The following is a 26,062-nucleotide window of genomic DNA, read 5'->3' on the forward strand; positions in this document are numbered from 1 at the left end:
TAACGCTTTCTGATCGGCAAAAAATATCGGGATGGTCGCTAGCTGAACGAGCGGACCAGACTGCCGACGAGCAGGTTCCAGCCGTCGATCAGCACGAAGAACAATATCTTGAACGGCAGCGAGACGACGGTCGGCGGCAGCATCATCATACCCATCGCCATGGTGATGGTGGCGACGATGAGGTCGATGACGAGAAACGGCAGGACGATGAGGAAGCCGATCTCGAAGCCGCGCCGGATCTCGGAGATCATGAAGGCGGGAACGAGCACGCGCAGGTCGACGGTTTCCCGTTCGACCGTGTCGCCGCGCTCGCGGGCAAGGTCGGCGAAGAGATTGAAATCCTCCTCGCGGACATTCCTGACCATGAAGGCGCGGAACGGATCGGAGATGCGCTGGAAGGCTTCGGTCTCGTCGATCTGGTTGTCCATCAGCGGACGCACGCCATTGTTCCAGGCCTGATCGAAAGTCGGCGCCATGACGTAGAAGGTCATGAAGAGCGACAGGCTGATGATGACCAGGTTGGCGGGCGTGGTCTGCAGGCCGATGCCGGCGCGCAGGATGGAGAAGGCGATGACGAAGCGGGTGAAGCTCGTCACCATGATCAGGAGGCCGGGCGCCACCGAGAGGATGGTGAGCAGGCCGAACATCTGGATGATGCGGCCGATGGTGGCGCCGTCGGCCTGGCCGATGGCACCGAGGTCTAGCTGCTGTGCGGCGGCGGCCGAGGCGCCAGCCAGAAGCAGAAGGAGGGCGAGGCCGAGGCGCTTCATTCGAACAGCAACGTCCTGATGAGAACCTGCTTCACGTGGCCGTCACTGCGGATGGCGGCGCGCTCCTCCAGACTCTGCTTGAGATGACGGAAGCCGCTTGCGCCTTCGATTTCGTGCATCTTCACGGTGCGGATATAGGCCAGGAGATCCTGCTGGATGACGCCGGGCAATTCCTCGCCCTGCGGCTTGTCGAGCACGATCGATACTTCCATACGCACCCAGACGTCGCTCGGAGAGGCGATGCTGGTGGTTATGGCGCCGAGCGGGACGACAGTTTCACTGGCTGGAGGGGCGTCGCCATGCCCGCCGCTCTTTGCTTCGTGGGCACCTGCCGGAGCATGCCCTGCTGCCTCAGCGCCCGACTTTCCTGGATTCATGAAGCCGCCGGACACCCAGCCCATGCCGGCGGCGGCAAGGGTCATGACGACCAGCGCGCCAAGCTGGACGACGAGCGAGGGGCCGCTCTTCGGCGCCAGCGCGGCGGCTGCCGCCGCATCTTTGGGCGCCGCCGCCATTAGAAGGGCAGTACCTGGTCGAGGATCTGCTGGCCGTAAGGCGGCTGCTGGACCTCTGTCAGGCGACCGCGGCCGCCGTAAGAAATGCGCGCTTCGGCGATGCGCTCGTAGGAGATCGTGTTCTGGGGCCCGATGTCGGTCGGGCGCACGATGCCGCCGATGGTGAGGACGCGAAGCTCCGCGTTGACGCGCACCTCCTGCGAGCCCTGGATGACGAGATTGCCGTTGCCCAGCACCTCGACGACCACCGCTGCGATGGAAAGCTCCAGGTCCTCGGAACGCTTGGTCTCGCCGTCGCCTGCCGATGCGGTCGCCGAGTTGATCTTGCCGTCGAGACTGCCGCCCGAGCCGACGCCGTCCCACTCATAGTCCAGAGCCGCGCCGAGCGAGCGGCTAGCGATGCGCTTGCGGTCGGACTCGTTCTTGAAGCGGGCGCGGTCGTTGATGTTGATCCTCACCGTCAGGAGGTCGCCGGGCGACAGAGCGCGCGGATCGGTGAAAAGCCTGCTCTGGCGGTCGTTCCAGAGCGAGAAGCGCTTCTGCGGTGGCGCGGGGTAACCGGCATATTGGACGGGCGGCGGCGGGACGCCGTCCAGGCCGGCTCCAACGGGAGAGAGCGCCGGCTCGACGCCGACCTCGCGCAGGCTGTTGCCACAGCCGGCGAGAAGCAATGCGAGGACGACAAGGGTAGGGGTGGCGAACGGGGCGCGGATCATGTCGGATCGTTTCTCCGCGACGCAGCAGCCATGACGCCGGTCAGCATCGCTGCCGCCTTGCGCTCCATCTCGTTGAGGATGACGCCTGCCTTGCGCGCCTCGAGCTTCATCAGGATGCCCGCAGCAAGCGCCGCATCCATCTCGGCCAGGCGCTCGGCCGCCGCATCGGGCCGCATGCCGGAATAGATCTTGACGACACCGTCTTCCGCCTTGGCAAGGAACTCCTCGCGGCGCTTCAGCCATGCCTCGTATTCGGCGCGTTTCTCCTCGAGCAGCTTTATGTGTTTGTCGACTTCCTGCTGCAGCGCCTGCAACTCCTCGGTCTGGAGCGCGTAGCGGCGGTCGCGTGCGGCGTCGGCGATGTTGGAGCAGAAGCGCTCCACCTCGGTGCCGCTCTCCTGCGGAATGCGCACGGGTTTCACCGCGCCCGTCGAATCGGCGTCGGTGGCGACGGTTTCCTGTTCGAGCAGGCCGGGCTCATCGATGTGGTCAACGACCATGTCGGTGGCGCCGAGAATGCCGGCCGAGGCGAGCAAGGCAGCCGAGACGAGGAGGGCGGCTCGGCTGCCTTGCATGATACGGGAGAATTTCATCAGGGAACTCATTGGAGCACCAGGTCGGCCTGCATCGCGCCGGCGGACTTGATGCCCTGCAGGATCGCGATGATGCCATCCGGCTTGACGCCGAGCCGGTTCAGGCCAGAGACCAGCGTTTCGAGATCGGGTCCGTCCAGCACCGCGACCTTGGCGTCGGGCTGGGTGGCGTCGATCACCGTATAAGGCTCGACCGCAGTCTCGCCGTCGGAGAAGGGCTCGGGCTGCACGACACGCGGCGCCTCGGAGATGCGCACCGTGAGCGTGCCGTGGCTGATGGCGACGCGCGAAATGCGCACGTCGCTGCCGATGACGATGGTGCCGGTTCGCTCGTCGACGACGACGCGCGCCGGCGCATCCGCCTCGACCACGAGGTTCTCGAGTTCGGCGAAGAAGCGTGCGGGCGAGATGTTGTCCGGCCGCTTGATGATGATGGTCCGCGAATCCTGCTCATGCGCGACACGCTTGCCAAAGCGCTGGGCGGTGTAAGCGTTGATGGCGTCGGCGACCTTGACGGCGGTGGAGAAGTCGGCGTTGCGCAATTGCAGGACGAGGTTCGACTGATTGGCGAAGCTGGCCTCGACCTCGCGCTCGATGATAGCGCCGTTCGGGATGCGGCCGGCGGTCGGCACGCCCTGGGTGAGCGTTTCCGCCTCGCCTTGGGCGCTGAAGCCGGAGATGAACACCGGTCCCTGCGCGACGGCATAGATCTCGCCGTCGGCGGCCTTGAGCGGCGTCATCACCAGCGTGCCGCCTGCAAGCGAGGTGGCGTCGCCGAGCGAGGACACGCCGACATCTATACGCGCGCCCGACTTGACGAAGGGCGGCAGGTTGGCGGTCACGATGACAGCGGCGACGTTGCGGGCACGGGCGCGGCCACCTTCGCCGGCGATGCCGAGGTTCTCCAGCATGGCGCGAATCGACTGTTCGGTGAAAGGCGAATTGCGCAGGCTGTCGCCCGATCCCTGCAGACCGATGACGAGGCCGTAGCCGACGAGCTGGTTGTCGCGGGCGCTCTGCAACTGGGCGATGTCCTTGATGCGCGCCGCTGCGCCGTGCGACGGCAGCTGGCTGCTCGCCGGCGGGAATTTCGCATAGGCGCCGGCACCTTCCTGACCGAGCGGCACGCCGGCCATGGGCGGCGGGAAACGAGCGTCGACGAAGACGCCGTCACCGGGCACCACGGGTTGGACGGCCTCAAGCATATCGGCGCCGGCCGCAGGGGAAGCAACCAGCGCGAATGCCAGCAGGAATGCCGTCGTATGCCTGCCGATCATGAAGCGCCTACCCGGATCGAGCCGTCGGCCATGACCGTGCCGGAGAAGATCTTGCCGCTGTCGATGTTGCGCACCTTGACGAAATCGCCGGCGGCGCCCGGCTGCAAGGTGACCGCGGAGGCGGAAATGGTGAGCGAGCCGGACACGAACACCACCTGCACCGGAACGCCCTGCTCGACCAGCCAGGCCTCGCGCAGGGCGGCGGCCGGGATGTAGCGGCCGGGCAGCAGGGTGCGCTTGGCGACCTTTCCCTCGATTTCGCGAACGCGGAACGCGACCGCCGGCGGAATGACCTTGCCGGGCTTCAGCGTGACTTCCCTGAGAGCGGCGAGGTCGATCGCCTCGCCCGGATAGATCACGCGGTTGGGGATCAGCACGACCTCCTGCGCGCGCGCCGGCAGCACGCCGACGAACAGCGCGAGCGCGACGATCGCGAATGAAGCCTTGCCCGGAAGCCACCTAGCCATAAAATCACCGGATGTTCTTGGAGACCACGGCGGCCATCTCGTCAGCAGCCTGGATGACCTTGGAGTTCATCTCGTAGGCGCGCTGGGCCGAGATCAGCTCGGTGATCTCCTTCACCGGGTCCACGTTGGAGTTTTCCAGATAGCCCTGCTCGATGGTCGCGTAGCCCGGATCGCCGGGGACGCCGATGGTCGCGGGGCCGGAGGCGGCGGTCTCCTGGAAGAGATTATCGCCGAGCGGCGCGAGCCCGGCCTCGTTGGCGAAGCGGGCGAGTGTCAGCTGACCAAGCTCCTGGAGGTCGGTCTGACCGTCGATGCGGGCAAAGACCTGGCCAGTCTTGTTGACGACGATATCAAGCGCATCGGGCGGCACGGTGATCGCCGGGATGACGTTGAAGCCGTCGACGGTGACAAGCTGGCCGGTCGCGTTGGTGTTGAACGAGCCAGCGCGGGTATAGAGCGTCTGGCCCTCGGCGCCCTCGATCTGGAACCAGCCATTGCCGGTGATGGCGAGATCGAGATTGTTGCCGGTGTTGGTGAGGCCGCCCTGCACGTGGACGTTGCGGACGGCGGAGGTCTTCACGCCCAGCCCGATCGAGACACCTTCCGGCACCAGACTTGAGTTGGCGCGGGACGGCACGCCCTGCATGCGGTCCACCTGGTAGAGAAGGTCGGAGAACTCCGCACGCGCGCGCTTGAAGCCGGTAGTGTTGATGTTGGCGATATTGTTGGCGATGACCTCGAGATTGGTCTGCTGGGCGTTCATGCCCGTGGCGGCGATGGCGAGTGCTTTCATGACTGCTTACCCTTCTGCACGGCGCGCTCAGATCGACATCCGGCTGATTTCCATGTAGGCGCTGACGATCTTGTCGCGGATGGCGACCGCCGCCGACAGCGCCTGCTCGGCGCTCATTACCGCGTCGGCCACCTCACGCGTGTCGGCCTGGCCCTGCAGGCCCTGTGCGGAGACCTGCTCGGCATGCTCGAGCGTGTCGACGGTGCGGGTCGCAAGATCGGAAAGCACGGCGGCGAAGGAGCCGGCAGCATCCGTCGCCCCGGCCGCAGTCGTGGCGCCGCCCTGGCCGAGGCCGCCCGCGCCGCCGATATTCCGGAAGTCGAGTGGGCCGATGCCTGAGATCATCACTGGCTCCGCATCAGGTCGATGGTCATGGAAATGAGTTCGCGCGCCTGCTTGATGACCTGCAGGTTGGCCTCATAGGAGCGGTTGGCCTCGCTCATGTCGGCCATTTCGAGCAGCACGTTGACGTTGGGCATCTTGACGTAGCCCCTGTCGTCCGCGGCCTCGTGGCCGGGAATGAACTCGACCGGGAAATCGCCGAGGTCGCGGCCGATCTCATTCACTTCGACAAGCGCGCCGCCGGTGGCCCGGTCGAGCTCGGCGGCAAAGCTGATCGTCTTGCGGCGATAGGGCTCGGAACCCGGAGTGGAGCCGGTGGACTGGGCGTTGGCGAGGTTCTCCGAGACGACGCGAAGCCGCTCCGACTGCGCGCCGAGGCCGGAAGCTGCGACTTTCAGGGCGGCTGCGAGCGGGTCCATGATCAGCCTTTGGAGGTCAGCATGAGCATGCGGTGGAAGGCCTTCACGATCGCCGTGTTGAGTTCGAACTGACGGCCGATCTCGCCGGCCTTGAGCAGCTCGTTCTCCAGCACTACGGAGTTACCGGAAGGCAGAAGCGAAGGGTCGCGCGCCTCCTCGCGGACGGCGAAACCGGATTCCGTCGCCTGACCGGTGAGATGACCGGCCTGCGTGGCGGCCATCTTCACACCGGTGTTGTCCAGGACCTTCTCGAACGGCTCGACGTCGACCGCGACATAGCCCGGCGTGTTGACGTTGGCGACGTTCCCCGCAACCGCCGACTGGCGCACCGCAAGCCACCGCGACTGCTGCGTAGCAAGGGCGAAAAGGTTGACGGACTCCATGAGAATCTCCGGGCAGATTTCCGGAGACTAGGCCGTCAGTCTTGCGCGGGCCTTGCGGGAAACTTATTCGGAGATTTCCAGCACCGTTCCCGAATCGGTAACCAGCACCGGGCGGCCGTCGCGCTGCTCGATCGCCTTGACGCGGGTGCTGTCGGGAAGCGCCGAGCCGGCCTGCACGACGAAGAGGCCGGTGTCGTCCTCGATCATGGCGCGGCCGTTGGCGATCTGGACGAGACGGAACGAAGCGACCGGCACGGGGAAAGGCTGCTCGGCCAGGCCAAGCGTGTCTTCATCGTCCTCCTCCGCGCGATCGCTTGTGGCGGTGCCGGTTGTGCGCAGATCCAGCTCGATCAGGGGAGGCTCCTGGATCGCGACGGGCGCGCCGACGCGCTCCGGCTGGGCGCCGAGCACGATCGGCTCGGTTCCGCCGCCGCTGCCGCCGAAGCGCATGGCGCGCACGCCGAACTCGTCCGGATTGAAGAAGATGTACCAGGGGAACAGCGCACAGATCAGGCCGAGCGTGACGCCGAGCGCGGCAAGGGTCAGATCGCTGCGACGGTCGCGGCGCCCGGCTTCCTGGGCGGGTGTGGTCGTCTCCGCGGCGGCGCCGAACAATTTTGACCGCTTCGGCGGCGCAATGTTCGCGCCTTCGTTGACGACAAGCTTGTTCTCGCGGATCATGTCCTCGATCAGACGGTCAGCCTTGCGGCGGGGCCACATGCGGCTTCTCCCTCGATTTCAGATGACGGGCGAGATCGGCGAAGGCGTCGGCGGACGGCCTGTCACGCGGCGTCTGCGTCATCGCCTCGTAGATCAGCGGCACCTGTCTGACGGCTGAATCCAGATCCGCGTCGGCGCCGGGCTGGTAGGCGCCAAGCAGACGGATATCGCGCGTCGATTCGAAGCGCGAGATCATTGCCTTCAGCCTGGTAACGAGCGTGCGCTGGTCTTCGCTCCAGGCCTTTGGGGCCAGGCGCGAGATGGAGGAAAGCGGATTGACCGGCGGATAACGGCCTTGCTCGGCGATGGCGCGGTCGAGGACGACATGGCCATCCAGAATGCCACGCACGGAATCGGCGATGGGATCGTTGTGGTCGTCGCCGTCGATCAGCACGGAAATGATGGCGGTGATCGAGCCCGAGCCCTCGACGCCGGGGCCGGCGCGCTCCAGGAGCTTCGGCAATTCGGTGAAGACGGAAGCTGGATAGCCGCGCGCGACCGGAGGCTCGCCTGTGCCGGTGGCGACCTCGCGCAGGGCGTGGGCGAAGCGCGTGATCGAATCGAGAATGAGCAGCACGCGATCACCCTTCAGGCGAAAGTGCTCGGCGACGCGCATGGCGGTGTCGGGCGCACGGCGGCGCATCATGGCGCTCTCGTCGCTGGTCGAGACGACGGCAACGGTTTTCGCCATGCATTCGGGGCCGATCGTGTCCTCCAGGAACTCGCGCACCTCGCGGCCGCGCTCGCCGACCAGCGCCACGACCACCGTATCGAAAGCGGAGGCGGCGGCGAGCATGGCGAGCAGCGTCGACTTGCCGACGCCGGACCCTGCGAAGATGCCGAGGCGCTGGCCGAAGCAGATCGGCGTGAAGATATCGATGACCTTGACGCCGGTGGCGAACCCGTCGCCGACACGCTGGCGCGCCAGCGCGGGAGGCTGTGCGATCAGCGCCGCCTCGTCCGGGTCCCCCTGGGCGAGCGGCGAACCTCCGTCTATCGGATGGCCGAGCGCGTCGATGGCGCGTCCACGCCAGGAATCATGCGGCAGGATCGAGAAGGGACCGAGATCGATGACGGCGTCGCCCACGCCTGCATCGCCGGCGCGCTCGAACGGTGCGATCAGCACCTCGTCGGGAGAAATCTGCACGACCTCGCCATGACGCAGGCCAGCGCGGCTGCGGTGTTCGACCATGTCGCCCAGCCGTGCGACGTCCGACAGGCCGCGTACCCGGAAATGAGTCGGCGAAACCTCGGTGATGCGGCCGCCCCGGCGCACAAGCGTGTGCTCGCCGGCGACGCGCCGCCAGGCGCGGTCGAGCGCTTCCAGCGGGCTGTCCTGTGCCGGGAGAGCAAAGCGCGAAGGCGGCAGCGAAAGGGTCATCTACAGAGCGCTATTTCGAGCCGAGGGTCTTGATCGCTTCGCCATAGGAGGATTCGGTGGCGCGGATCATCGCCGCGCCGTTCTCGAAAGCGCGCTGCACCATGATCAGGCGGGTGATCTCCAGCATCGGGTTGACGTTCGATTCTTCCAGGAAGCCTTGCGCCACGCCGGCGTCGATCCGGTCGACGACGGGCTCTGGCTCGCCGTTCGGCACAATGCCGGAATTGCCGAAACGGACAAAATTGGCGCCGGGATCGAAATTGTAGAGGCCGAGAGCGCCGACCAGGTTGTCACCCTGGCGCAGCGATCCGTCGGCGCCGGCGCGCGGCGGTCCGTTGCGCGGATCAAGCTGGATCGGCGCGCCGCCGGCGTCGAGCACCGGATAGCCTTCGATCGACACAAGCTCGCCATTCTCGGTGAGGCTGAAGCGCCCGTCGCGGGTCATGACCACGCCCGCCGGCGTCTCGATGCCGAACCAGGCGTCGCCCTTGATGGCGAAGTCGAAGGGGTTGCCCGTCTCGCGTAGCGGGCCACTGGCATTCGACATATATGTGTCGCCCGAGGAGACGAAGGAAAGCGACTTGTCGCCCAGGCCCGTCACGACATCCTCGAACCTAACGCCGGTTGCCCGGTAGCCGATGGTCGAGGCGTTGGCGACGTTGTCGGCGATGGTGTTCAGCCGTTTCTCCAGCGCGATCTGGGAAGAGAGCGCGACGTAAAGGCCGTTCTGCATGGCGGCTACCGCCTCATCGACTGGATAGCGAAGAGCGCATCGGTGGAGATGCCGAACTCGACGGGCTGGCTGAACAGGACGCTGATCTGCGCCTGCGCGGGGGCCGTGGGATTGTTGATCTCCCATAGGCTGGTGAAGCGGGTGAGGAACTTCTCCAGCCTCGCCGGATCGGTGAAGTCCTCGATGTCGAGCTTCTCCTCGAAGAGCTTGACCTGGCGGTCGATGTCGGCCGAGGCAAAGGAATCCGGCAGGCTGAGCGCGGTGCGCACGACCTTGGCGAGCGCCGGATCGGCGAGAATCTCGTAGAAGTTGGTCAGCGTGGATGCCTTGCGCTCGAAATAGAGGGCAAGCCGCACGCCTTCATTCTCCTTGCCGGCGTTCTGCTCCAGCGTCTGGCGCAGGAACTTGTCGATGGAGGGCAGCTGGGCCGGCGTGCGCGTCGTCGTCGCCTCGCCGTATTCGGCGAAATTGAAGGCGGTGACGAACGCGACATAGGCCTTGTCGGTGAGCTGGTTGGCCGGGCTTTTGGGATCGGCGATGCCGCCTTCGAGCATCTGCCGGATCCGCGCCGGCGGTTCCAGCGAGGGATCGAGGCCATAGGCGGTCAGCGCAAAGTTCAGCAGGCGCTTGTCGGCCATCAGATCGTCTATCGACTGGATGTCGCCGACCTTGGAGAGATAGTAGCTGGTCTCCACGTCGATGAAGTATTTGCTCGACGCGACCAGGCCGGATTCGGTCTTCACCGCGTAGAGCTTCAACGTGTCCTTCTGAACCGCGTCGCGCGTGGTCGTACCGGCGCCGTGTTCGGCGAAATTGAAGGCGGCGACGAAATTGGCGTAGCTCTTGTCCTCCAGCTTGTTCGCGGGGCTGTCGGGGTCGCTCACCCCGCCGGTCAGCATCGCGCGGATCTGCCTCGGCTCTTCCGTGTCGGCGTTGAGGCCATAGGCGCTCATTGCGATCCTGAGGAGGCGCTGGTTGCCGAGGAGGTCGTCTATCGACTTCACCTTGCCGATATTCGCCTTGTAGTAATCCGTCTCGGCTTTCACGAACTCGGCGCTAGGCTTGACGACGGCCAGGCCCGTGGCGAACACGAACTGTTTCGGCGCGTTCTGGACCACGTCGCGGGCGGTGGTAGCGTCTCCATGCGCGGCGAAGTCGAACGCCGCGACGAAGTTGGCGTAACGCTTGTCAGCGAGCTTGTTGGCCGGACTGTCGGGATCGGCAACGCCGCCTTCCAGCATCTCGCGGATGCGCTCTGGCGTTTCGAGGGTCGAGTCGAGGCCGAAGGCGCCCATGGCGACGTAGAGCAGGCGGCTGTCGGCCATCAGGTCGTCGATCGATTTGACGTTCGAGATGTTGGAAACGTAGTAGCCGACCTCGTCCTCGACGAAACCGAATCCGCCGTCCAGCGTGCCGATCACGACGTTGGAGGCGAAGTTCGTCGGCGCGTCGTGCTGCACGCGGTTGTAGGTGGTGGCCTTTTCCCCGTATCGCTCGAAATTGTAGGTGGTGACGAACTCGGCGTAGCGCTTGTCCTGAAGCTTATTGGCGAAGCTGTCGGGGTCGCGCACGCCCTCCTTCAGCGCCTTGACCATGAAGGCCTTGGCGTAGGTCATGTCCTCCAGCCCGTGCGCCTTCATGGCATAGCGGAACAGGCGGTCGTCCTTGACGAACTCGTCGATGGTTTTCACCTTCGAGATGTTCTCGAGATAATATTTCGTCTCGCGGTCCACCATTGGCTCCCGCTCGACGCGGTCCATCGCTCTAGGCATGTCCCGGGTAATGAGCTGATAGCTGAGATAGGTGCTGAGCAAGGCGGGCCTCCGGCCGAAGCTTGTCCGGCGAGACTAGGGCGGCTTGCTTGCGCGAGGCTGAAGGGGTCTCGCGAACTTTGTTCCGGTCATCGCGATTCAAGCCTCACACAAGGCACGGCCTGTACTCCTGAAACGTCATTGCATTCGCGAAGGACGTGCCGTGGGAATTCTGATCGGGCTGGTGGTGACGCTGGGCTGCGTGCTGGGCGGGTTCATGGCCATGGGCGGCCATATCGAAGTGCTGATCCAACCGTGGGAAGTGGTCATCATCTGCGGCGCGGCCCTCGGCTCCTTCCTCATCGCCAATCCGATGAAGGTGGTGAAGGACACCGGCAAGGCCTGCATGGAGGCCTTCAAGCAGGCGGTGCCAAAGGAGCGGGACTATCTCGAAGTGCTCGGCGTGCTGCACTCGCTGATGCGCGAACTGAAGTCGAAGTCACGCAGCGAGGTTGAGGCGCATATCGACAATCCCGAGGAGTCGGCGATCTTCCAGGCCTTCCCGACGGTCCTGAAGAACCACGACCTGACCCACTTCATCTGCGACTACTGCCGCATCATCATCATCGGCAATGCCAGGCCGCATGAGATCGAGGCGCTGATGGACGAGGAGATCCAGACGATCCGCGCCGACAAGCTGAAGGCCTATCATGCGCTCACGGTGGTGAGCGACGGCTTCCCGGCGATAGGCATCGTGGCGGCGGTGCTGGGTGTGGTAAAGGCTATGGGCGCGCTCGACCAGTCGCCTGAAATCCTCGGTGGCCTGATCGGCGCGGCGCTCGTCGGTACTTTCCTCGGCATCTTCATGTCCTACTGCGTGGTCGGGCCGATAGCCGGCAAGATCAAGGTTGTGCGCGAGAAGAAGAACCGGCTCTACATCATCGTGAAGCAGACGCTGCTCGCCTACATGAACGGCTCGCTGCCGCAGGTGGCGATCGAGTTCGGCCGCAAGACCATCTCCGTCTACGAGCGGCCGTCGATCGACGCCGTCGAGCAGAGCACGATGAACACCGGCGCCGCCGAGAGGAAGGCAGCGTGAGACTGCGATGAGCAAGGCGGTCCCCTCCAGCCCGGCAGAGATGCGGGCCTATATAATCGAGCGGCTGGTCGGCGAGACGGGCGAGCCCGAACGCGTGACCGATGCGGCGCGGGCGCTGATCGAGCGGGCGGTTCCCGCCATCAGGGATGGACTGAAGCAGAACCTCGCCCTCGACCTTGCCTTGGAACCGGCGGGGGTCGAACTTGCGCGCATGGCAGATGCGAAGCCGGACGGCGACGGCCATGCCATGACGGTTGCGGCGTCGCCGTCGTCTCCCGATGCACTTGTCCTGACGATGGACTCGGACGCGGTGGCGCTCGTCGTGAGCGCCCTCTTCGGCGGCGATCCCGGTATTGCTATCGCTCCCATCAGCCGCGATCTGTCGCCGACCGAGACCGTGGTGGCGTCACGGGTGTTCGACGAGATCGCAAGGGGACTTGGGGCTTCCGGCGACAAATCGCTCGAACCGGCCGTGCCGCTGCCCCAGGCGATCAGCGGAGGCGAGCTGAAGAAGCAGGTGCTGCGCGACGGGCCGGGCGTACGCGTCCTGCTCGCCATTTCGACGCCGGCCGGCGCCGGCAAGATCGTGCTGACCATGCCGCAGCGCCTACTGCTAAAGGGTTCAGCCGACAAATCGCAGCCACAGGGGCCGTCGGGGCAATGGCGCCAGCGCTTCAGCGAAGAGGTGATGCGGTCGGGCGTGGAGCTGCAGGCGACCATGCCGCTTGCCCGCATGACGCTCGGCCAGATCGCCGGGCTGCGTGTCGGGCAGGTCATCGAGTTCGAAGGCGACGCACAATCGCAAGCGAAGCTGTCGGCGCGCCAGAAGACCCTGTTCGTCTGCGAATTCGGCAAGCTGGGACAGAACTACACGGTCCGCGTCAAGCATCCCTTCGACGCCGGGCAGGACATCATGGAAGGGCTGGTCGCCAGCCGGTAGCCGGCAGCGGCGAGAGATTGGAGAAGCACGATGACGCAAGCGGCACTGAACCAGGGCGCTTCGCAGGAACAGCTCAACCGGGCGATCGAGGAACTGCGCGATGTGCTGCAGGAAGAGGAGCAGCAGCGGCCGCAGCCGCAGTCGCAATCAAGCGCTGTGCCGACGGGCCCGAACTCCTCGCTGATCATGGACATACCCGTCGAGGTCCAGATAGTCCTCGGCACCACCGAGATGGCCGTCTCCGACCTGATGGGGCTGCAGAAGGGCTCGACCGTCGCCTTGAACCGCCGCATAGGAGAGCCGGTCGACGTCGTCGTCAACGGACGCCGGATCGCGCGCGGCGAGATCACCGTGCTCGACAACGATCCCTCGCGCTTCGGCATCAAGCTGACCGAGGTAAGCGCGGCGAAGCCGGCCTGATGAGGGGCGGTCGGAGAGCGCCCGCATGAGCACGGCGGAGGAAATGACGCGGACGCAGAAGGCCGCGGCTATCCTGGTGGCGATGGGCAAGCCTTCGGCCAGCAAGCTCCTGAAATTCTTCAAGCAGGAGGAACTGAAGGCCTTGGTCGAGGGGGCGCGGCTGTTGCGCACCATCAGCCAGGCCGACCTGGAGAAGATCGTCGCCGAGTTCGAGGCCGAGTTCACAGAAGGCGCCGGCCTGCTCGATTCCGGCGACCGCATGGATACGATCCTCAACGAGGCGCTGAGCCCGGAGGAGGTCAACGCCCTGATGGGCGTCGAGCAGCCCACGCCAATACAGGAAGGGCCGGCGCCGGTCTGGCCGGACATCGAGAAGCTCGATCCCGCCCGATTGGGCGCGTTCCTGACCGAGGAACATCCGCAAACGGCGGCGCTGGTGCTGTCGAAGCTGTCACCGTCGGCCGCGGCAAACGCGCTGCTGTCGCTCGACAAGGACGTGCGCAACGAAGTGGTCAAGCGCATGATGTCGATGGCGGCGATCCCGGAAGTCGCCACGGGCATCATCGAGGACCAGTTGCGCGGCCGGCTGCTCGCCGAGAGCGCGAGCCGCGACACGTCGGCCGGCCAGATCCGCGTCGCCAGCGTGCTCAACGAGATGGACAAGGAGAAGCTCGACGAGGTGATACAGGACCTCGAGCGCTCGGGCGCGCCCGACATGCAGTCGCTCAGGTCGCGGCTCTTCGCCTTCGAGGATGTGATCCAGCTCACCCAGAAGGCGCGCGTCGCACTGTTCGACAGCATCTCGACCGAGCTGGTCACGCTGGCGCTGCGCGATGCGCCGGCCGCGCTGACCGAGGCGGTGCTCTCCTCGATCGGCGCGCGGGCGCGGCGCATGATCGAATCGGAACTCAGCCAGGGCTCGGAAGGGGTCGCCGCCGCCGATGTCGTGCGGGCGCGCAAGGCGATCGCGGCCGGCGCAATCCGCATGGCTCGCGAAGGCGCGTTCGAACTGCCGAGCGCGCAGAGCGCGGCCGCGTAAGGTCCTGAACCGCGATGGCAGAGGGCGTCGACAAGGAGAGTAAAACCGAAGAGGCCACGGAGAAGAAAATCCGTGACACGATCGAGAAGGGCCAACTGCCGCACTCGCGCGAGACCGGGATCCTCGCCTCCTTCGTCGCCATCCTCGTCTTCATCGTCTTCTTCGCCGGCTCCTCGATCATGGAGCTCGGCGGGTTCCTCTCCATTTTCCTCGAAAAGCCCGACGCCTGGCAGCTGAATACGGCCAACGACGTGGTGGCGCTGTCGCGCCTGGTCACCTTGGAGATCGGCAAGACTGTCGCCAGCCTGATGGTGCTGCTGGTGGTAGCGGGAGTGGGCGCGTCGGCCTTCCAGAACATGCCCCAGTTCGTCGGCGAGCGAATCCGCCCGCAGGCCTCGCGCATATCCCTGTCAAAGGGCTGGAAGCGGCTGTTCGGCGTGCAGGGCTTCGTCGAGTTCCTGAAGTCGCTGGGCAAGCTCGGCTTCGTGGTGGCGGTGCTGTCCTTCGTCCTGTCGGACAGCCTGCGCCAGTTCCTCGCCGGCATGCTGACGCAGACACCCGATTTCACGCTGGTCATCCGCGACATGGCGATCAACATATTGATCTCGATCGTGGTGGTGATGGCACTGATCGCCAGCGTCGACCTCGTCTGGTCCCGCTTCCACTGGCGGCAGGATCTCAGGATGACCAAGCAGGAGGTCAAGGACGAGCTGAAGCAGTCGGAAGGCGACCCCATCGTCAAGTCGCGCCTGCGCTCGCTGGCGCGCGACCGGGCGCGCCGCCGGATGATGACCGCGGTGCCGCGGGCTACCCTGGTGATCGCCAACCCCACCCACTATTCGATCGCGCTGAAATATGTGCGCGACGAGGACAGCGCGCCGGTGGTTCTCGCCAAAGGTCAGGACCTGGTGGCGCTGAAGATCCGCGAGATCGCGGAAGCCAACAATATCCCGGTGTTCGAGGACGTGGCCCTGGCGCGCTCCATGTACAAGCAAGTTTCGGTGGATAGCGTGATCCCACAACAGTTCTACCAGGCAGTCGCCGAACTGATACGGGTCGTCTACGCAAGCAAGGCCAAGCGCAAAACCCAATGAACCGACAGCCGCATGCAGCATGCCGCGAGGCGATCGTCGCGGAGGCCATCAAGGACGTAGTCGGCGAACTGCGCCTAGTCGACGTCGCCGACTACATCGCCTTTATCCGGCTCGAGCATTTCGCCACAGTAGCGGACATCGTGGATTCGGCAGCCGAGATGTTCTTCATGCCCGGCACCGTCAGGCTGGGTCATGGCGGCGAGGCACATGTGGACTGGTCCGAGCCGCCGCGCATCGTGCTCGACCTCGAACTCAGGCCGGCGGGTGCGACGGTCTATTTCGCGCTCAGCCTCGAGGACGAGGCGGCGTCGGTCGAGGTCCACTATGTCGCCTTCGACAGGCCGGACCCGGACCCGCAGCACAATACGGCTTTCCTCATCGACGCAATTGACCGGGCGCGCATTCGCAAGGCCGAGCGGTCGGCGGATGCTGATCTGGAGGCCTGAGCCGTCCGAAACCCGCAGCTTTCGGGATCGCGCTTATTCTATCAGCCCCATGCGCAGCGCTTTGGCGACCGCATGCATGCGGTTCACGGCGTCCAGCTTCTGCACCGTGTTGGTGAGGTACTGGTTAGCGGTGTGCACCGAAAGCTTCAGCAGACGCGCGATCTCGTCGCTGGTGTAGCCGTTTGCGGTCAGCTTGAGGCATTCCAGCTCGCGTTTCGAGATTGACGGGTATTTCCCGCCTTCGCCCGGCCTGATCCTGACGACGGCGTCGAACAGCGAGAAGCAGCGCGCGTGGATGTCGAACATCCCTTCCGGCGTCAGCGCGATCTCGGCGCCGAGAAAGACAATCAGGCCGCATTGCCCGCGGTCCGCATGTACGGGGAAGGCGAGGCCCGACGTGCCGCCGACCGGTGGCTCGATTTTCGCGGCCCAGCCGAGGGTCCGGAACGAAACGGCCGAAATCGAATCCTCGCCATCGTCCCACAGGCAAGGCACGCTGGAGGTGCGACTGTGCCGGGCGATGGCCGAGCGGTCGCCGCCGGCGATCCGCCTCGTGGTCTCGGCGACGCCCGGGTAACTGGAATCGAAGCACGGCACCAAGCGCGGCCGCTCGGTCGACGGACCTGCAAAGAACAGGGCGAAAGCCGAGGCGTTGACGTCGACCGCCATCCAGCGGCATCGGCGCACGGCGTCGGGAATCGTAACCGTGCGCTGCGTCTCGGGGCGGAGAGGAAAATCCCCGAAAAGCGTTCTGCGCTCGCCAAAGGGCGACTGGGCGATTTCGTCGTCCCGGACTTCGGCGGCGTCGGTCAAATGATGCCGTTCCTGATCGCGGTTGCGATCGCCATCGCGCGATTGCTGGCCGAAAGCTTCTGTATTGCGTGGGTGACGTAGCTGTTCACCGTATTGGCGGAGACGCCGAGGATCAGGGCCACCTCGTCGGTGGTCTTGCCTTCCGACACCCATGCCAGACATTCGCGCTCGCGGTCCGACAGAGGATCCTGCGCGGCTGCCTGGCGGAGCATTTCCGGAATCTGCGACAGAGCATAGCAGCAGCGCATCTGCGCTCCGATCAGAGCGCCCTGGTCGATCTTGTCGATCCGCTCGGCTGAGAAAAGCACGAAATAGCGGTTGCGGCCGGCCTGCACGCTCAACGGACAGATCTCGCGATGGCCGAGCACGTCCAGAAGCGCTGCTTCCTCGCCGTTCAGCACGCCCGGCAGTTCCGGCGCTTGCGAGGCGAGCAGGCTGCGCGGCCGTGCGCCCGGGGCAGTCGCCGGCGTCTGCGCCAGACTGGCGATCAGGGGGCGGCCGACCAGTTCGATCGCATCATGAATCCAGTTGGAGGCGAGGATGCGCGCGGTGTTACGGTCCTCTTCGTGGACGATCGCCACCAGCATATAGGCATCAGCGCCGATCTCGGCGGTGAGATCCATAAGGAAGGCGGTCAGGTCGCCGCGCGTCGCCAGCCTCACGGAGAGGCTGCTCGAATCCGAAAGAGCGGCGAGGCTGTTCATCGATGGTTTGGCCGGAATCGTCCTTTGTCCGACACTGGCGTCGCCAGAGACCGGGTAGGTACACGTCCACTTGAAGGAAGACACAGATACTGACGCGATAAGCGCGATCCGCCGAATCAGGACAGCTTGCGCTACCTGCCGCGCCCCTGCACCGGCCAAAGCCGGGACGTCAGAGATCTGGTGGTTCGCCGGCCCCCCTAGGACGGCTGATTCGCCATTAATCTAACGGCAGACGAATCCGACATCAAACGCCGATTGACAAAAGCTTGGAACACGACTTCGCGAGGAGGCTCCAGATCCCAGGCGTGGGCGAGCATTGGTTGCCTTGCTTGCCAAGGCGAGCGTTCGGATGCACGCTCTGATGCCGTGGCAGAACGACAGGGAGAAGAAGATGAAAAGGTCGCGCATCAACGAGATCATCCGCGAGGGCGACGCCTTCATCCGCTCGTTCGGCTACATAATGCCGCCTTTCGCCTACTGGTCGCCCGACGAACTCAAGTCGAAGCGTCCGGCCGGCATCGTCGACGCACGGCTCGGCTGGGACATCACGGATTACGGCGAGGAGAAGTTCGATGAGATGGGATTGTTCCTGTTCACCGTGCGCAACGGACGCTCCGAGGACCTGTCGCGCGGCAAGGGCATGCTCTACGCCGAGAAGATCATGATTTCGCGCAAGGATCAGTATTCGCCGATGCACCGGCACGTGGTGAAGGCGGAAGACATCATCAATCGCGGCGGCGGCAAGCTGGTGCTCGAACTGTTCATGCCGGATGCCGAAGGCGGCATCGACCGCCAGGCGGAGGTGACGGTGCCTACCGACGGCGTCGTACGCAAGCTGCCGGCGGGCGGGCTGCTGAAGCTCGAGCCGGGCGAGAGCGTGACGCTGCTGCCCGGTGTGTGGCACGCCTTCTGGGGCGAGGGCGGCGACGTTCTGATCGGCGAGGTGTCGACGGTGAACGACGACCTGACCGACAACATCTTCGAAAAGCCGATCGGCCGCTTCTCGAACATAGAGGAAAACGAGGCGCCGCTGCACCTACTGGTGTCGGACTACGACAGGTGGATCAAAGGCTAGGCTGAACCCGCCACTTTATGGTGTCGCTTGCTCAGCAGGCATGACCGAAAGCGGCCTCCCGTGGAATTTGCTGGCGTCGATATCGGTCAATACCTAGGCAACGTGCCTGCGGCGGCCCTGCCGATCGGTAGCGCCGTTTTCGGACAGCCGCTCGTCCTCCCGGCCGATGTCCTCGTCCCAGATATCCTTGGCAACGAAGCCGTCCCAGCCGTCCGTCGCGTATTCGCCGCGCCTGGCATTGGTATCGATCGCGCCGCATCGGAGCAGGACGGCCCTGGCTTCGCCGACCTCGTCGTCGTGGACGCGGGCGACCAGCAAGGTGCTGCCGCGCCGAGTGCGTTGTGAGCAAGGGGACGTGGTTTCGATGCCGGTGCCGCTTTTCGAACCGACGAGGCCTCCTGCAATGCCGCCCACGGCGGCGCCGATCAGGAGCGGAATGAGCCAGACCGGTCCGAACAGCCATTCCCGGCCTGACAGGACGATCATGCCGAAGCCGACGAGAAGTCCTGCGACGCCGCCGATGGCCGCGCCGAGTCCTGCGCCCTCGACGACCCTGGCCCTGGCGTGGCGACGGCGCGAAACCACGGTGATCTCGCTGCACGCCACACCCATTTCGGCCAAGCCATCGACTGCCGAACTCACTTCGTCATAGGTGTCAAAGGATGCGCTGACGGTCCTCACGCTTCACCTCGCCGGCTGGGCTTTTACAACAACCGCCGAAATGCCGATGAGTTCCAGCAATGCGCCGAAATCGGTGCCCGGCTTGAAGTTCCGCAGCGGAATCGCCTTGCCAGGATTGGCAAGCCCGGCGTGGCGCCGGGCTTCCGAGTTGGCATGTCGATGCCGTCAGCGGCTCGCGCTCTGGACCAGGGAGCAGAGCGCGACCAGATCGCGGTCGAAGCTCGTCCTGTCGGATAACACCTGGCGGCATTGCTTCCTTGCGCGTGCAAGCTGTCCGGGTGACATGTTCGAGACAACTCCGGGGATGCCCGGTGCGCCGGGTGTGCCCGGATTACCGGGAGTGCCCGGCGTGCCGGGATTGGACGGCCCGCCTATGCCGACGCCGACACCCACGCCGACGCCGTCACCGACACCGGCGCCAACCCCGGCATTGACGCCCCCGCTTCCGCCTATCGAAGCCGTGGCGCCCGCGTTGACACCACCCGAACCTCCAATGTTGGCACCGGCGCCGGCGTTGACGCCGTTACCACCGCCGACGCTTGCGCCCAGCCCGGCGCTGATGCCGCGGCTCCCGCCCGCGCTCGCACCGAGGCCAGCGCTGACGCCGCTACGCCCGCCGATCGATACGCCTGCGCCGACATCGATCGCGCTCGCTGGCGTTGACAATGCCGCTATGACCACACCGGTCGCCAGGGTGGCTGAGATCTTCCAGATATTCTTGGCCATGATACCCATCCTCGTCGGTTTCCAGCACGCCTGAGATGGCTTGCTCCGCTTATACGAAGCAGGCTGGCGTTTGGTTGCCAGTCCTTCGGGGGAAGAGGCACTCGTTGGTTATCAATATACCAGAGCGTGGCAGGCAAAATTTCTGAACCTTTTAAGCAATTTCAGCGGATCGGGCATCGGAGCCGTCGATGTGCCGGCTGCTAAACACGACCCAGAGAGCCGGATTCCGGGCGGCGTAGCTTGCGGCGGCGAAACGCAGTGTCACCGGACCGATGTGGTTGAAAAACGCAGGCGAATAGCTTCCGCCAAGCCAAGCATAACAGAGACTTTTTTCCCTTTTTCTGCCGCGTACAAAGTCCCTCTTCAATCTATAGATTTTGAAGACATTTTTCTCGGCGCCCTGTTTCTCCAGATGGAGGAATCGATATGTAAAGGCAAATAGAGGTCATTGTTTTGGGACTATACTAGTCAAATGGAATTGATATCATGGCCCCCGAAATCTGTTTACGAGGGAACAGATGTCAGGCTCAATATTGGAGCGTTTGCTCGGTCGTTTTGCGGATCTGACAAGTAGAGGGCGACCATGGTATCGCTGGCCATTCCTGGTAGCGATGCCGACGCTGGTGGGATTGCGCGTCAACATGCGTGCGCGCAACCTGTTCGACACGGAATCGGACCCCCAGCCGGTGGTGCCGGAACCTAAGGTGGACGTCCGCAACCAGCGGACCATTGACGGCAGCCACAACGATCTCGGCAAACCCTGGATGGGCATGGCCGGCAGCCGCTTCGGCCGCAACGTGCCGATACCGGACAGTTTCGGCGAGGAAGAGCCCGGAATCTACGATCCCAATCCGCGGCTGGTCAGCATAAAGCTGCTGCAGCGCCGGGAATTCGTGCCGGTGCCGCATCTCAACCTGCTTGCTCCCGCCTGGCTGCAATTCATGGTGCATGACTGGCTGAGCCACGGCGACAACGATCCGGCGGTGAAGCACGAATTCCCCGTTCCGGAGGGTGACGACTGGCCCGACGGCCGCATGTCGATCCTCAAGACCACGCCCGACGCCCGGCGTCCGGGCGAGGACGGCAGGCCCGCCGCTTATGTGAACCGGGAGACGCATTGGTGGGACGGGTCGCAGGTCTACGGCTCGTTTCCGGCGCGCCAGCTCCTGGTGCGCAGCGATCCGGAGACGGGCGCGCTGCTCGCCGACGGCAAGGTGGCGGTTCTGCCCAATGGGCTCCTGCCCCTGCACAAGGGGCACAAGACGCCGGGCCAGGAGCTCGCCGGCGTGAACGGCAATTGGTGGCTCGGCCTGTCGATCATGCACACGATTTTCGCGCGTGAGCACAATTCGATCGTCGACCGGCTGCGCATAGACCATCCCGCGGCCGACGGAGAATGGCTCTTCCAGAAGGCGCGTCTGGTCAACGCGGCGCTGATGGCGAAGATCCACACGACGGAGTGGACGCCGGCGCTGATGAATTCGCCGGCAGGCCGCCTGGCGATGCGCGGCAACTGGTGGGGCCTGCTCGGCGAGCATTATGGCCGCGCCTATGGCCGGCTGGGCGAGGGCGAGGTTCTGTCGGGTATTCCGGGCTCGCCGGCCGACCACCACGGAGCGCCCTATGCGATCACCGAGGAGTTCACCGCCGTCTATCGCATGCACAGCCTGATCCCGGACGAGTTCTCCCTGCGCCGGCATGAGACGGACGAGGAGGTGCTGCGCACCGATTTCTTCGGTGTGACGCGCGGCAAGGTGCGGACCGAGATCTACGCAAAGCTGCCATTCGAGGACGCGCTCTATTCCTTCGCGACCAGCAATCCGGGCGCGCTGGTGCTGCACAATTTTCCAAACGGGCTGCGCAAGATGCCCGAGGCTCCGCTGAAGCAGCCCGAGCATGCCGAGGACGCTTCCGTCTTCATCGACCTTGCCGCCACCGACATTCTGCGCGATCGCGAGCGGGGCGTTCCCCGCTACTGTGCGTTCAGGCGGCATCTCGGCATGTTCGTGCCGAAGAACTTCGAGGAGTTGACCGACGACAAGGAGTGGCAGGCGCAGTTGCGCGATGTCTATGGCGAGGTCGAGAAGGTCGACCTCCTTGTCGGAACGCTCGCGGAAAGCAAATCGAGCCACAACGGCACGCCGCCCGGCTTCGGCTTCTCGGACACGGCGTTCCGCATCTTCATCCTGCTCGCTTCGCGCAGGCTGAAGAGCGACCGTTTCTTCACCGAGGATTTCCGTCCCGAGGTTTACACGCGCGCCGGTTTCGACTGGATACGCGACAACAACTTCAAATCGGTGCTCGATCGACATTTCCCTGACCTGGCGGTGCATTTCGCCGAGGCGCGGAATGTGTTCTTCCCCTGGCGCAGGGGATCGGCGAGATGACCCGCCGGCTGCGCATCCCCGGCTTGGTCGACCTGATCAGGATCGACGATCCGGCCGTGATTGCCGCAGCTTCCGCAGACGCCAGGCTCGACCGGGATTTTTCCGGTGGCGGGCCGTTGATCAACCGCTGGATCGCCGGACGAATCCGCCGCAGCCTGCGGACACCGACCGCGCCGCTGCCTTCGGTCTCCCCGCGCGACCATCCCGGCCGCGCCGAACAACAGGCGGCGTTGCAAAGCCGACTTGGCGCACTGGTCTCCAAGGGCGCAGTCGCAACGGATCATGTCGCCGAACTGGCGGCCTATGTGCGCGGCGAGCGGCCGGAGAGCGCCGTCGGCCCACTCGTGCAGGAGGCGATCGGACGGCTCTTCGCCGACCGCTATAGCAGCAGCGACCATACATGGCGGGCGGCCTGCGTGCTCGATGCCGCGCCGAGGAACATGAACCCGCTGCGCGCGCTCTGGTGGGCCGTGACGGGCGCGTTGCGGCGAGCGCAACATGTCCTGTCGGATGCCGCCGGCGGTGATTCCGCCGGCGTCCATGCGACCGCGGTCGCCGTGCACAGCCTGGTGCGCAGCCTGCGACAGATGCGGCGATTGTGGCTGGAGCCCGGTCTTCGCGACAGGATCACCACCGATGCGGCAGTGATGCGCTCGCTGCGGGCGCCGGAGAGCGTACCACGCCGCTGGTCGGCGCCGGCGAGCACCATCTGGGGAAACCTGCCCGCCGGCACGCTGGCGTTGTTCGAACTGGACGCCGCCCGCGCGCGCGACCCCGACGCCGACATCATCTTCATGGCGGCGAGCTGGAGCCGATGCCCGGCCGCCGCGTGGACGACGGCGCTGCTGAAGGATGTCTGGAAACGCGCTCAATCCGGCGAGACGGCGCTATGAACGACCCGATCTTCCAGGAGCTCAGATTCCGCAATCTGACGGTCAAGAACCGCGTCTTCCGTTCCAACATTTCCGGCCGCTTCGACAATGAGGACGGCTCACTCACCCAGACGCGTATCAACTGGGAATGCAAGTTCGCGAAAGGCGGCGTCGGCGCGATCATTTCCTCCTACGTGCCGGTGCTGATGGAAGGCCGCATCATCGCCGGCTACGCGACGGTGCACCGTGACGACTTCATTCCGCTCTGGGCGAAGCTCGGCGAGGCGGTGCACAGTTTCGACGCGAAGTTCATCATGCAGCTCAGCCATTCGGGCCGGCAGATGGATCTGCCCGGAATCCACAACCAGCACAGGCCGACGCTCTCTTCCACCAGCCGCAAGGAGCCGCTGCACGGCTTCCTCTGCCAGGCCATGACGAAGGCCGACATAGAACGGACGGTCAGGGCCTTCGCGCACGGGGCATGGCGTGCACGCGAGGCGGGTCTCGACGGCGTCGAACTGCATGCGGCCAACGGCTATCTGTTCACGCAGTTCCTGAGCTCGGGGATAAACGACCGCACCGACGACTATGGCGGATCGCTCGCCAACCGGGCGCGCTTCCTGCTCGAGGTGATCGCGGCGATCAGGGACGCGGTCGGACGCGACTTCCATCTGCAGGTCAAGCTCAGTGCGATCGAGCGCAACAACGTCATTCCATGGGAGGGAAAGGGCAACACGCTGGCGGATTCGGTTCAGGTCGCCAAATGGTGCGAGCAGGCAGGGGTCGACGCGCTGCACGTCTCCACGGGCTCGCTGTTCCCGCATCCGCTCAATCCGCCGGGCGACCTGCCGATCGACGTGCTGGCGGCCACCTACGACGTGCTGATCAGCTCCGGCGTCTATGGCTTCCGCAACTTCCTGCTGTTCCGCTACCCGCTGCTCCGGCCGATCTTCCGCTGGATCTGGTTCCGCATGAAGAAGGGGTTGCCCTTCGAGGCGATCAGCATCGAGGAGGCGCGCGCCATCAAGGCGACCGTGCGAATCCCCGTTATCAACACCGGCGGCTATCAGACCGCGTCGGTCGTCCGCGAAGGGCTGGAGTCGGGCGCCTTCGACGCGGTGGCGATCGCGCGCTCGCTGGTCGCCAATCCCGATCTCGTCGAGCAGTGGCGCGACGGTTCGGACCGGCCGGCCGTACCCTGCACGTATTGCAACAAATGCCTGGTCAATGCGCCGGAAAACCCGATGGGCTGCTACGAGCAGGCGCGCTTCCCGTCCCGCGACGCGATGATCGAGCAACTCATGAGCATCTACCGGGCGAAGCCGCACCTCACCATACCCTCGCCGGCAGAGGTCTAGATGACGAGCGAACCGGTCACGGCGGTCGAGGCGTGGCGCCTGCGGCGCAACTGGAAGATCAACCTGCTCGCGCTGCTGGCCGCCATCCTGCTCGTGCTGTTCCTGGCCGCGCTGGTCGTCGGCATCATCGTGCTGAGGCGCATCTCCGACAACAGCACGCCGCATTACGCCGACATCGTCGAGCATTTCAAATACGGCTCCATCGGAGCGGAGCCCAGCAGCGGCATACCTTATGCGATCTGGAAAGTGCTGCCGGCGCTTTACCCCGACGAGTTCGAGGGGCGCGACGACTATTCTGCCTTCGGTTTCCTTTACGAGGAAGACGAAGCGGGTAGGCGACGCGACCTGCCCGTCGGCATCTCGCAAAGGAAGGTGCGCGGCGTCGAGGTCGTCTGGCTGAACTGCGCGACCTGCCACACCGGAACCTGGCGCGCCGAGGCCGGCGACGCCGCCAAGATCACCGCTGCGATGCCTTCCAACAATCTCGACTTCGGCCGCTTCGTGCGCATGGTGTTCCGACTCTCCACCGATCCGCGCCTGGCGCCGGACCGGCTGTTCGAGGTGATGGAGGAGCAAGGCATCGAACTCGACGCGCTGGACCGGCTGATATGGCGCATCGGCGTCCTGCCGATCTTCCGCGAAGGCCTGCTGCAGACGCGCGCAAGCCTGCTGCCGCTGATGGACATGCAGCCGTCCTGGGGGCCGGGCCGGGTGGACACGTTCAACCCGTACAAGCTGCTGCAGTTCGGCGTCGAGGCCTCGGCGCTGACGCCCGAGGAGCGGATAGGCGTCGCGGACCTGCCGGCTGTCTTCGACCAGCGTCCGCGGGAAGGCATGAACCTCCACTGGGACGGCAACAATGCGAGCCTCTCAGAGCGCAACCTGTCGGCGGCGATCGGCGCCGGCGTCACTGTGGAATCGGTCGATCACGAGGCGATAGAGCGCGTCGCCGACTGGCTGGGCGACCTGAAGCCGCCGGCCAGTCCTCACAAGCCGGATCCATCAGCGGTTGAGCGCGGCAAGGTCATCTACATGGCCGGCTGCGCCTCGTGCCACGGCTACCAGGATGGCGATGTCTATGTTTTCGACGGACAGCACATCGGAGTGGTCGAGCCGATTGCGAGGCTCGGAACGGACAGGGCTCGACTCGATTCCTATACGGAGACGTTCAGGGCACAGCAGCTCGAGAAGCTGTTCGCGGGCACACCCTATCAGTTCAAAAACTTCAAGAAGACCGACGGCTATGCCAACCTGCCGCTCGACGGGCTGTGGCTGCGCGGGCCCTATCTGCACAACGGTTCGGTGCCGACGCTGGCTGCGCTCCTTCAGGCGCCGGAACAGCGGCTGAAGGCGTTCGTCCGCGGAATGGACGTGCTCGATCCGGACGGCGGCTTCGTCGCGCCTGGCTGCGCTCCCGCCGAGCCGCCCGCGAAAGGCTACTGCTTCGATACCTCGCTGCCGGGCAACGGCTCCGGCGGCCATGCCTACGGCGTCGACCTTCCCGAGGCCGAAAAGGCCGATCTCCTGGCTTATCTGCTGACCTTCTGA

General features: G+C 65.1%; 30 protein-coding genes. 12 read left to right on the forward strand and 18 right to left on the reverse strand.

Annotation, left to right across the window (positions count from 1 at the left end):
* Nucleotides 1-38: 38 nt before the first annotated feature.
* From fliP to D8676_RS10745, 14 genes are all read right to left on the reverse strand, one after another.
* Nucleotides 39-770, reverse strand: a complete 732-nt coding sequence (gene fliP / locus D8676_RS10680; protein ID WP_121580849.1) for a flagellar type III secretion system pore protein FliP — start codon at nt 768-770, stop codon at nt 39-41.
* Complete coding sequence (locus D8676_RS10685; RefSeq protein ID WP_121580850.1) at nt 767-1,285, reverse strand: flagellar basal body-associated FliL family protein; 519 nt, start codon at nt 1,283-1,285, stop codon at nt 767-769. Before D8676_RS10685 ends, fliP begins: the two co-directional genes overlap by 4 nt.
* On the reverse strand, nt 1,285-2,001 hold the full coding sequence (gene flgH, locus D8676_RS10690; protein WP_121580851.1) for a flagellar basal body L-ring protein FlgH: 717 nt from the start codon (nt 1,999-2,001) through the stop codon (nt 1,285-1,287). The genes D8676_RS10685 and flgH overlap by 1 nt, the downstream gene beginning before the upstream one ends.
* Nucleotides 1,998-2,594, reverse strand: a complete 597-nt coding sequence (locus D8676_RS10695; RefSeq protein ID WP_121581087.1) for a MotE family protein — start codon at nt 2,592-2,594, stop codon at nt 1,998-2,000. The genes flgH and D8676_RS10695 overlap by 4 nt, the downstream gene beginning before the upstream one ends.
* Nucleotides 2,595-2,602: 8 nt before the next feature.
* Entirely contained in the window at nt 2,603-3,871 is a 1,269-nt protein-coding gene (locus D8676_RS10700) for a flagellar basal body P-ring protein FlgI (protein WP_183097055.1), read from the reverse strand.
* Complete coding sequence (gene flgA / locus D8676_RS10705) at nt 3,868-4,338, reverse strand: flagellar basal body P-ring formation chaperone FlgA (protein WP_121580852.1); 471 nt, start codon at nt 4,336-4,338, stop codon at nt 3,868-3,870. The genes D8676_RS10700 and flgA overlap by 4 nt, the downstream gene beginning before the upstream one ends.
* Before the next feature lie 4 nt (nt 4,339-4,342).
* Nucleotides 4,343-5,131, reverse strand: a complete 789-nt coding sequence (gene flgG, locus D8676_RS10710; RefSeq protein ID WP_121580853.1) for a flagellar basal-body rod protein FlgG — start codon at nt 5,129-5,131, stop codon at nt 4,343-4,345.
* Between the two features lie 27 nt (nt 5,132-5,158).
* Nucleotides 5,159-5,479: a flagellar hook-basal body complex protein FliE gene (locus tag D8676_RS10715; RefSeq protein WP_245426718.1), complete on the reverse strand. Its 321-nt coding sequence runs from the start codon at nt 5,477-5,479 to the stop codon at nt 5,159-5,161.
* Complete coding sequence (gene flgC / locus D8676_RS10720) at nt 5,476-5,892, reverse strand: flagellar basal body rod protein FlgC (RefSeq protein WP_121580855.1); 417 nt, start codon at nt 5,890-5,892, stop codon at nt 5,476-5,478. Before flgC ends, D8676_RS10715 begins: the two co-directional genes overlap by 4 nt.
* Nucleotides 5,893-5,894: 2 nt before the next feature.
* Nucleotides 5,895-6,275 carry a flagellar basal body rod protein FlgB gene (flgB, locus tag D8676_RS10725; RefSeq protein WP_121580856.1) on the reverse strand — a complete coding sequence of 127 codons (381 nt, stop codon included), beginning with the start codon at nt 6,273-6,275 and terminating at the stop codon, nt 5,895-5,897.
* A 63-nt stretch (nt 6,276-6,338) separates the two neighbouring features.
* Nucleotides 6,339-6,995, reverse strand: coding sequence for a hypothetical protein (locus D8676_RS10730; RefSeq protein ID WP_121580857.1), 657 nt, complete (start codon nt 6,993-6,995; stop codon nt 6,339-6,341).
* The gene (gene fliI / locus D8676_RS10735; RefSeq protein WP_121580858.1) at nt 6,973-8,376 is read right to left on the reverse strand and encodes a flagellar protein export ATPase FliI; all 1,404 of its coding nucleotides are present in this window, start codon (nt 8,374-8,376) and stop codon (nt 6,973-6,975) included. The genes D8676_RS10730 and fliI overlap by 23 nt, the downstream gene beginning before the upstream one ends.
* Nucleotides 8,377-8,386: 10 nt before the next feature.
* On the reverse strand, nt 8,387-9,109 hold the full coding sequence (flgF, locus tag D8676_RS10740; RefSeq protein WP_121580859.1) for a flagellar basal-body rod protein FlgF: 723 nt from the start codon (nt 9,107-9,109) through the stop codon (nt 8,387-8,389).
* 5 nt (nt 9,110-9,114) lie between these two features.
* Nucleotides 9,115-10,923 (reverse strand): DUF1217 domain-containing protein, encoded by a 1,809-nt coding sequence (locus D8676_RS10745; protein ID WP_121580860.1) that lies wholly within the window; start codon nt 10,921-10,923, stop codon nt 9,115-9,117.
* A gap of 160 nt (nt 10,924-11,083) precedes the next feature.
* Between D8676_RS10745 and motA the strand changes: the two genes are divergently transcribed.
* Genes motA through D8676_RS10775 form a run of 6 tightly spaced genes read left to right on the forward strand, consistent with a single transcriptional unit; the run spans nt 11,084 to nt 15,898 of the window.
* Nucleotides 11,084-11,959, forward strand: coding sequence for a flagellar motor stator protein MotA (gene motA, locus D8676_RS10750; protein ID WP_121580861.1), 876 nt, complete (start codon nt 11,084-11,086; stop codon nt 11,957-11,959).
* Nucleotides 11,960-11,966: 7 nt separating this feature from the next.
* Nucleotides 11,967-12,899: a FliM/FliN family flagellar motor switch protein gene (locus tag D8676_RS10755; protein WP_121580862.1), complete on the forward strand. Its 933-nt coding sequence runs from the start codon at nt 11,967-11,969 to the stop codon at nt 12,897-12,899.
* Between the two features lie 30 nt (nt 12,900-12,929).
* The gene (gene fliN / locus D8676_RS10760) at nt 12,930-13,319 is read left to right on the forward strand and encodes a flagellar motor switch protein FliN (RefSeq protein ID WP_121580863.1); all 390 of its coding nucleotides are present in this window, start codon (nt 12,930-12,932) and stop codon (nt 13,317-13,319) included.
* Nucleotides 13,320-13,344: 25 nt separating this feature from the next.
* A complete protein-coding gene (locus D8676_RS10765; protein WP_121580864.1) occupies nt 13,345-14,358 on the forward strand; it encodes a flagellar motor switch protein FliG in 1,014 nt (337 codons plus the stop codon).
* Between the two features lie 14 nt (nt 14,359-14,372).
* Complete coding sequence (gene flhB, locus D8676_RS10770; RefSeq protein WP_121580865.1) at nt 14,373-15,452, forward strand: flagellar biosynthesis protein FlhB; 1,080 nt, start codon at nt 14,373-14,375, stop codon at nt 15,450-15,452.
* Entirely contained in the window at nt 15,449-15,898 is a 450-nt protein-coding gene (locus D8676_RS10775) for a hypothetical protein (RefSeq protein WP_121580866.1), read from the forward strand. The genes flhB and D8676_RS10775 overlap by 4 nt, the downstream gene beginning before the upstream one ends.
* 33 nt (nt 15,899-15,931) lie before the next feature.
* Here the strand turns inward: D8676_RS10775 and D8676_RS10780 are convergent, their stop codons facing one another.
* Complete coding sequence (locus tag D8676_RS10780; RefSeq protein ID WP_121580867.1) at nt 15,932-16,711, reverse strand: LuxR C-terminal-related transcriptional regulator; 780 nt, start codon at nt 16,709-16,711, stop codon at nt 15,932-15,934.
* Nucleotides 16,708-17,415 carry a helix-turn-helix transcriptional regulator gene (locus D8676_RS10785; RefSeq protein ID WP_121580868.1) on the reverse strand — a complete coding sequence of 236 codons (708 nt, stop codon included), beginning with the start codon at nt 17,413-17,415 and terminating at the stop codon, nt 16,708-16,710. Before D8676_RS10785 ends, D8676_RS10780 begins: the two co-directional genes overlap by 4 nt.
* A 391-nt stretch (nt 17,416-17,806) precedes the next feature.
* Here D8676_RS10785 and D8676_RS10790 point away from each other — a divergent pair, with 391 nt between their 5' ends.
* Nucleotides 17,807-18,490, forward strand: a complete 684-nt coding sequence (locus D8676_RS10790) for a D-lyxose/D-mannose family sugar isomerase (RefSeq protein WP_121581089.1) — start codon at nt 17,807-17,809, stop codon at nt 18,488-18,490.
* 93 nt (nt 18,491-18,583) lie between these two features.
* Here D8676_RS10790 and D8676_RS10795 read toward each other — a convergent pair whose 3' ends face one another.
* The gene (locus tag D8676_RS10795) at nt 18,584-19,171 is read right to left on the reverse strand and encodes a hypothetical protein (protein WP_121580869.1); all 588 of its coding nucleotides are present in this window, start codon (nt 19,169-19,171) and stop codon (nt 18,584-18,586) included.
* A 165-nt stretch (nt 19,172-19,336) separates the two neighbouring features.
* Complete coding sequence (locus D8676_RS10800; protein ID WP_121581090.1) at nt 19,337-19,897, reverse strand: hypothetical protein; 561 nt, start codon at nt 19,895-19,897, stop codon at nt 19,337-19,339.
* 40 nt (nt 19,898-19,937) lie between these two features.
* Between D8676_RS10800 and D8676_RS27025 the strand changes: the two genes are divergently transcribed.
* The 5 genes from D8676_RS27025 to D8676_RS10820 all read left to right on the forward strand — a co-directional run bounded on the left by D8676_RS27025 (nt 19,938) and on the right by D8676_RS10820 (nt 26,062).
* The gene (locus D8676_RS27025) at nt 19,938-20,339 is read left to right on the forward strand and encodes a hypothetical protein (protein ID WP_147448182.1); all 402 of its coding nucleotides are present in this window, start codon (nt 19,938-19,940) and stop codon (nt 20,337-20,339) included.
* A gap of 169 nt (nt 20,340-20,508) precedes the next feature.
* Nucleotides 20,509-22,284: a peroxidase family protein gene (locus D8676_RS10805; RefSeq protein WP_210210721.1), complete on the forward strand. Its 1,776-nt coding sequence runs from the start codon at nt 20,509-20,511 to the stop codon at nt 22,282-22,284.
* Nucleotides 22,281-23,177, forward strand: a complete 897-nt coding sequence (locus D8676_RS10810; RefSeq protein WP_121580871.1) for a hypothetical protein — start codon at nt 22,281-22,283, stop codon at nt 23,175-23,177. Before D8676_RS10805 ends, D8676_RS10810 begins: the two co-directional genes overlap by 4 nt.
* Entirely contained in the window at nt 23,174-24,514 is a 1,341-nt protein-coding gene (locus D8676_RS10815; protein ID WP_121580872.1) for an NADH:flavin oxidoreductase, read from the forward strand. Before D8676_RS10810 ends, D8676_RS10815 begins: the two co-directional genes overlap by 4 nt.
* The gene (locus tag D8676_RS10820) at nt 24,515-26,062 is read left to right on the forward strand and encodes a hypothetical protein (RefSeq protein WP_121580873.1); all 1,548 of its coding nucleotides are present in this window, start codon (nt 24,515-24,517) and stop codon (nt 26,060-26,062) included.

It is taken from the genome of Mesorhizobium sp. YM1C-6-2 (assembly GCF_003666685.1).
GTDB lineage: Bacteria > Pseudomonadota > Alphaproteobacteria > Rhizobiales > Rhizobiaceae > Mesorhizobium_K.

Bases quoted from the DNA above. Each gene is read 5' to 3' on its own strand.
- D8676_RS10755 (WP_121580862.1), top strand. From the start codon at position 11,967: ATGAGCAAGGCGGTCCCCTCCAGCCCGGCAGAGATGCGGGCCTATATA.
- D8676_RS10700 (WP_183097055.1), bottom strand. From the start codon at position 3,871: ATGATCGGCAGGCATACGACGGCATTCCTGCTGGCATTCGCGCTGGTT.
- D8676_RS10695 (WP_121581087.1), bottom strand. From the start codon at position 2,594: ATGAAATTCTCCCGTATCATGCAAGGCAGCCGAGCCGCCCTCCTCGTC.
- flgF (WP_121580859.1), bottom strand. From the start codon at position 9,109: ATGCAGAACGGCCTTTACGTCGCGCTCTCTTCCCAGATCGCGCTGGAG.
- flgC (WP_121580855.1), bottom strand. From the start codon at position 5,892: ATGGACCCGCTCGCAGCCGCCCTGAAAGTCGCAGCTTCCGGCCTCGGC.
- D8676_RS10800 (WP_121581090.1), bottom strand. From the start codon at position 19,897: ATGGCCAAGAATATCTGGAAGATCTCAGCCACCCTGGCGACCGGTGTG.
- fliI (WP_121580858.1), bottom strand. From the start codon at position 8,376: ATGACCCTTTCGCTGCCGCCTTCGCGCTTTGCTCTCCCGGCACAGGAC.
- D8676_RS10810 (WP_121580871.1), top strand. From the start codon at position 22,281: ATGACCCGCCGGCTGCGCATCCCCGGCTTGGTCGACCTGATCAGGATC.
- flhB (WP_121580865.1), top strand. From the start codon at position 14,373: ATGGCAGAGGGCGTCGACAAGGAGAGTAAAACCGAAGAGGCCACGGAG.
- fliP (WP_121580849.1), bottom strand. From the start codon at position 770: ATGAAGCGCCTCGGCCTCGCCCTCCTTCTGCTTCTGGCTGGCGCCTCG.
- flgH (WP_121580851.1), bottom strand. From the start codon at position 2,001: ATGATCCGCGCCCCGTTCGCCACCCCTACCCTTGTCGTCCTCGCATTG.
- D8676_RS10785 (WP_121580868.1), bottom strand. From the start codon at position 17,415: ATGAACAGCCTCGCCGCTCTTTCGGATTCGAGCAGCCTCTCCGTGAGG.
- flgB (WP_121580856.1), bottom strand. From the start codon at position 6,275: ATGGAGTCCGTCAACCTTTTCGCCCTTGCTACGCAGCAGTCGCGGTGG.
- D8676_RS10820 (WP_121580873.1), top strand. From the start codon at position 24,515: ATGACGAGCGAACCGGTCACGGCGGTCGAGGCGTGGCGCCTGCGGCGC.
- D8676_RS10765 (WP_121580864.1), top strand. From the start codon at position 13,345: ATGAGCACGGCGGAGGAAATGACGCGGACGCAGAAGGCCGCGGCTATC.
- fliN (WP_121580863.1), top strand. From the start codon at position 12,930: ATGACGCAAGCGGCACTGAACCAGGGCGCTTCGCAGGAACAGCTCAAC.
- D8676_RS10730 (WP_121580857.1), bottom strand. From the start codon at position 6,995: ATGTGGCCCCGCCGCAAGGCTGACCGTCTGATCGAGGACATGATCCGC.
- D8676_RS10775 (WP_121580866.1), top strand. From the start codon at position 15,449: ATGAACCGACAGCCGCATGCAGCATGCCGCGAGGCGATCGTCGCGGAG.
- D8676_RS10805 (WP_210210721.1), top strand. From the start codon at position 20,509: ATGCCGACGCTGGTGGGATTGCGCGTCAACATGCGTGCGCGCAACCTG.
- flgA (WP_121580852.1), bottom strand. From the start codon at position 4,338: ATGGCTAGGTGGCTTCCGGGCAAGGCTTCATTCGCGATCGTCGCGCTC.
- D8676_RS10815 (WP_121580872.1), top strand. From the start codon at position 23,174: ATGAACGACCCGATCTTCCAGGAGCTCAGATTCCGCAATCTGACGGTC.
- D8676_RS10790 (WP_121581089.1), top strand. From the start codon at position 17,807: ATGAAAAGGTCGCGCATCAACGAGATCATCCGCGAGGGCGACGCCTTC.
- flgG (WP_121580853.1), bottom strand. From the start codon at position 5,131: ATGAAAGCACTCGCCATCGCCGCCACGGGCATGAACGCCCAGCAGACC.
- D8676_RS10685 (WP_121580850.1), bottom strand. From the start codon at position 1,285: ATGGCGGCGGCGCCCAAAGATGCGGCGGCAGCCGCCGCGCTGGCGCCG.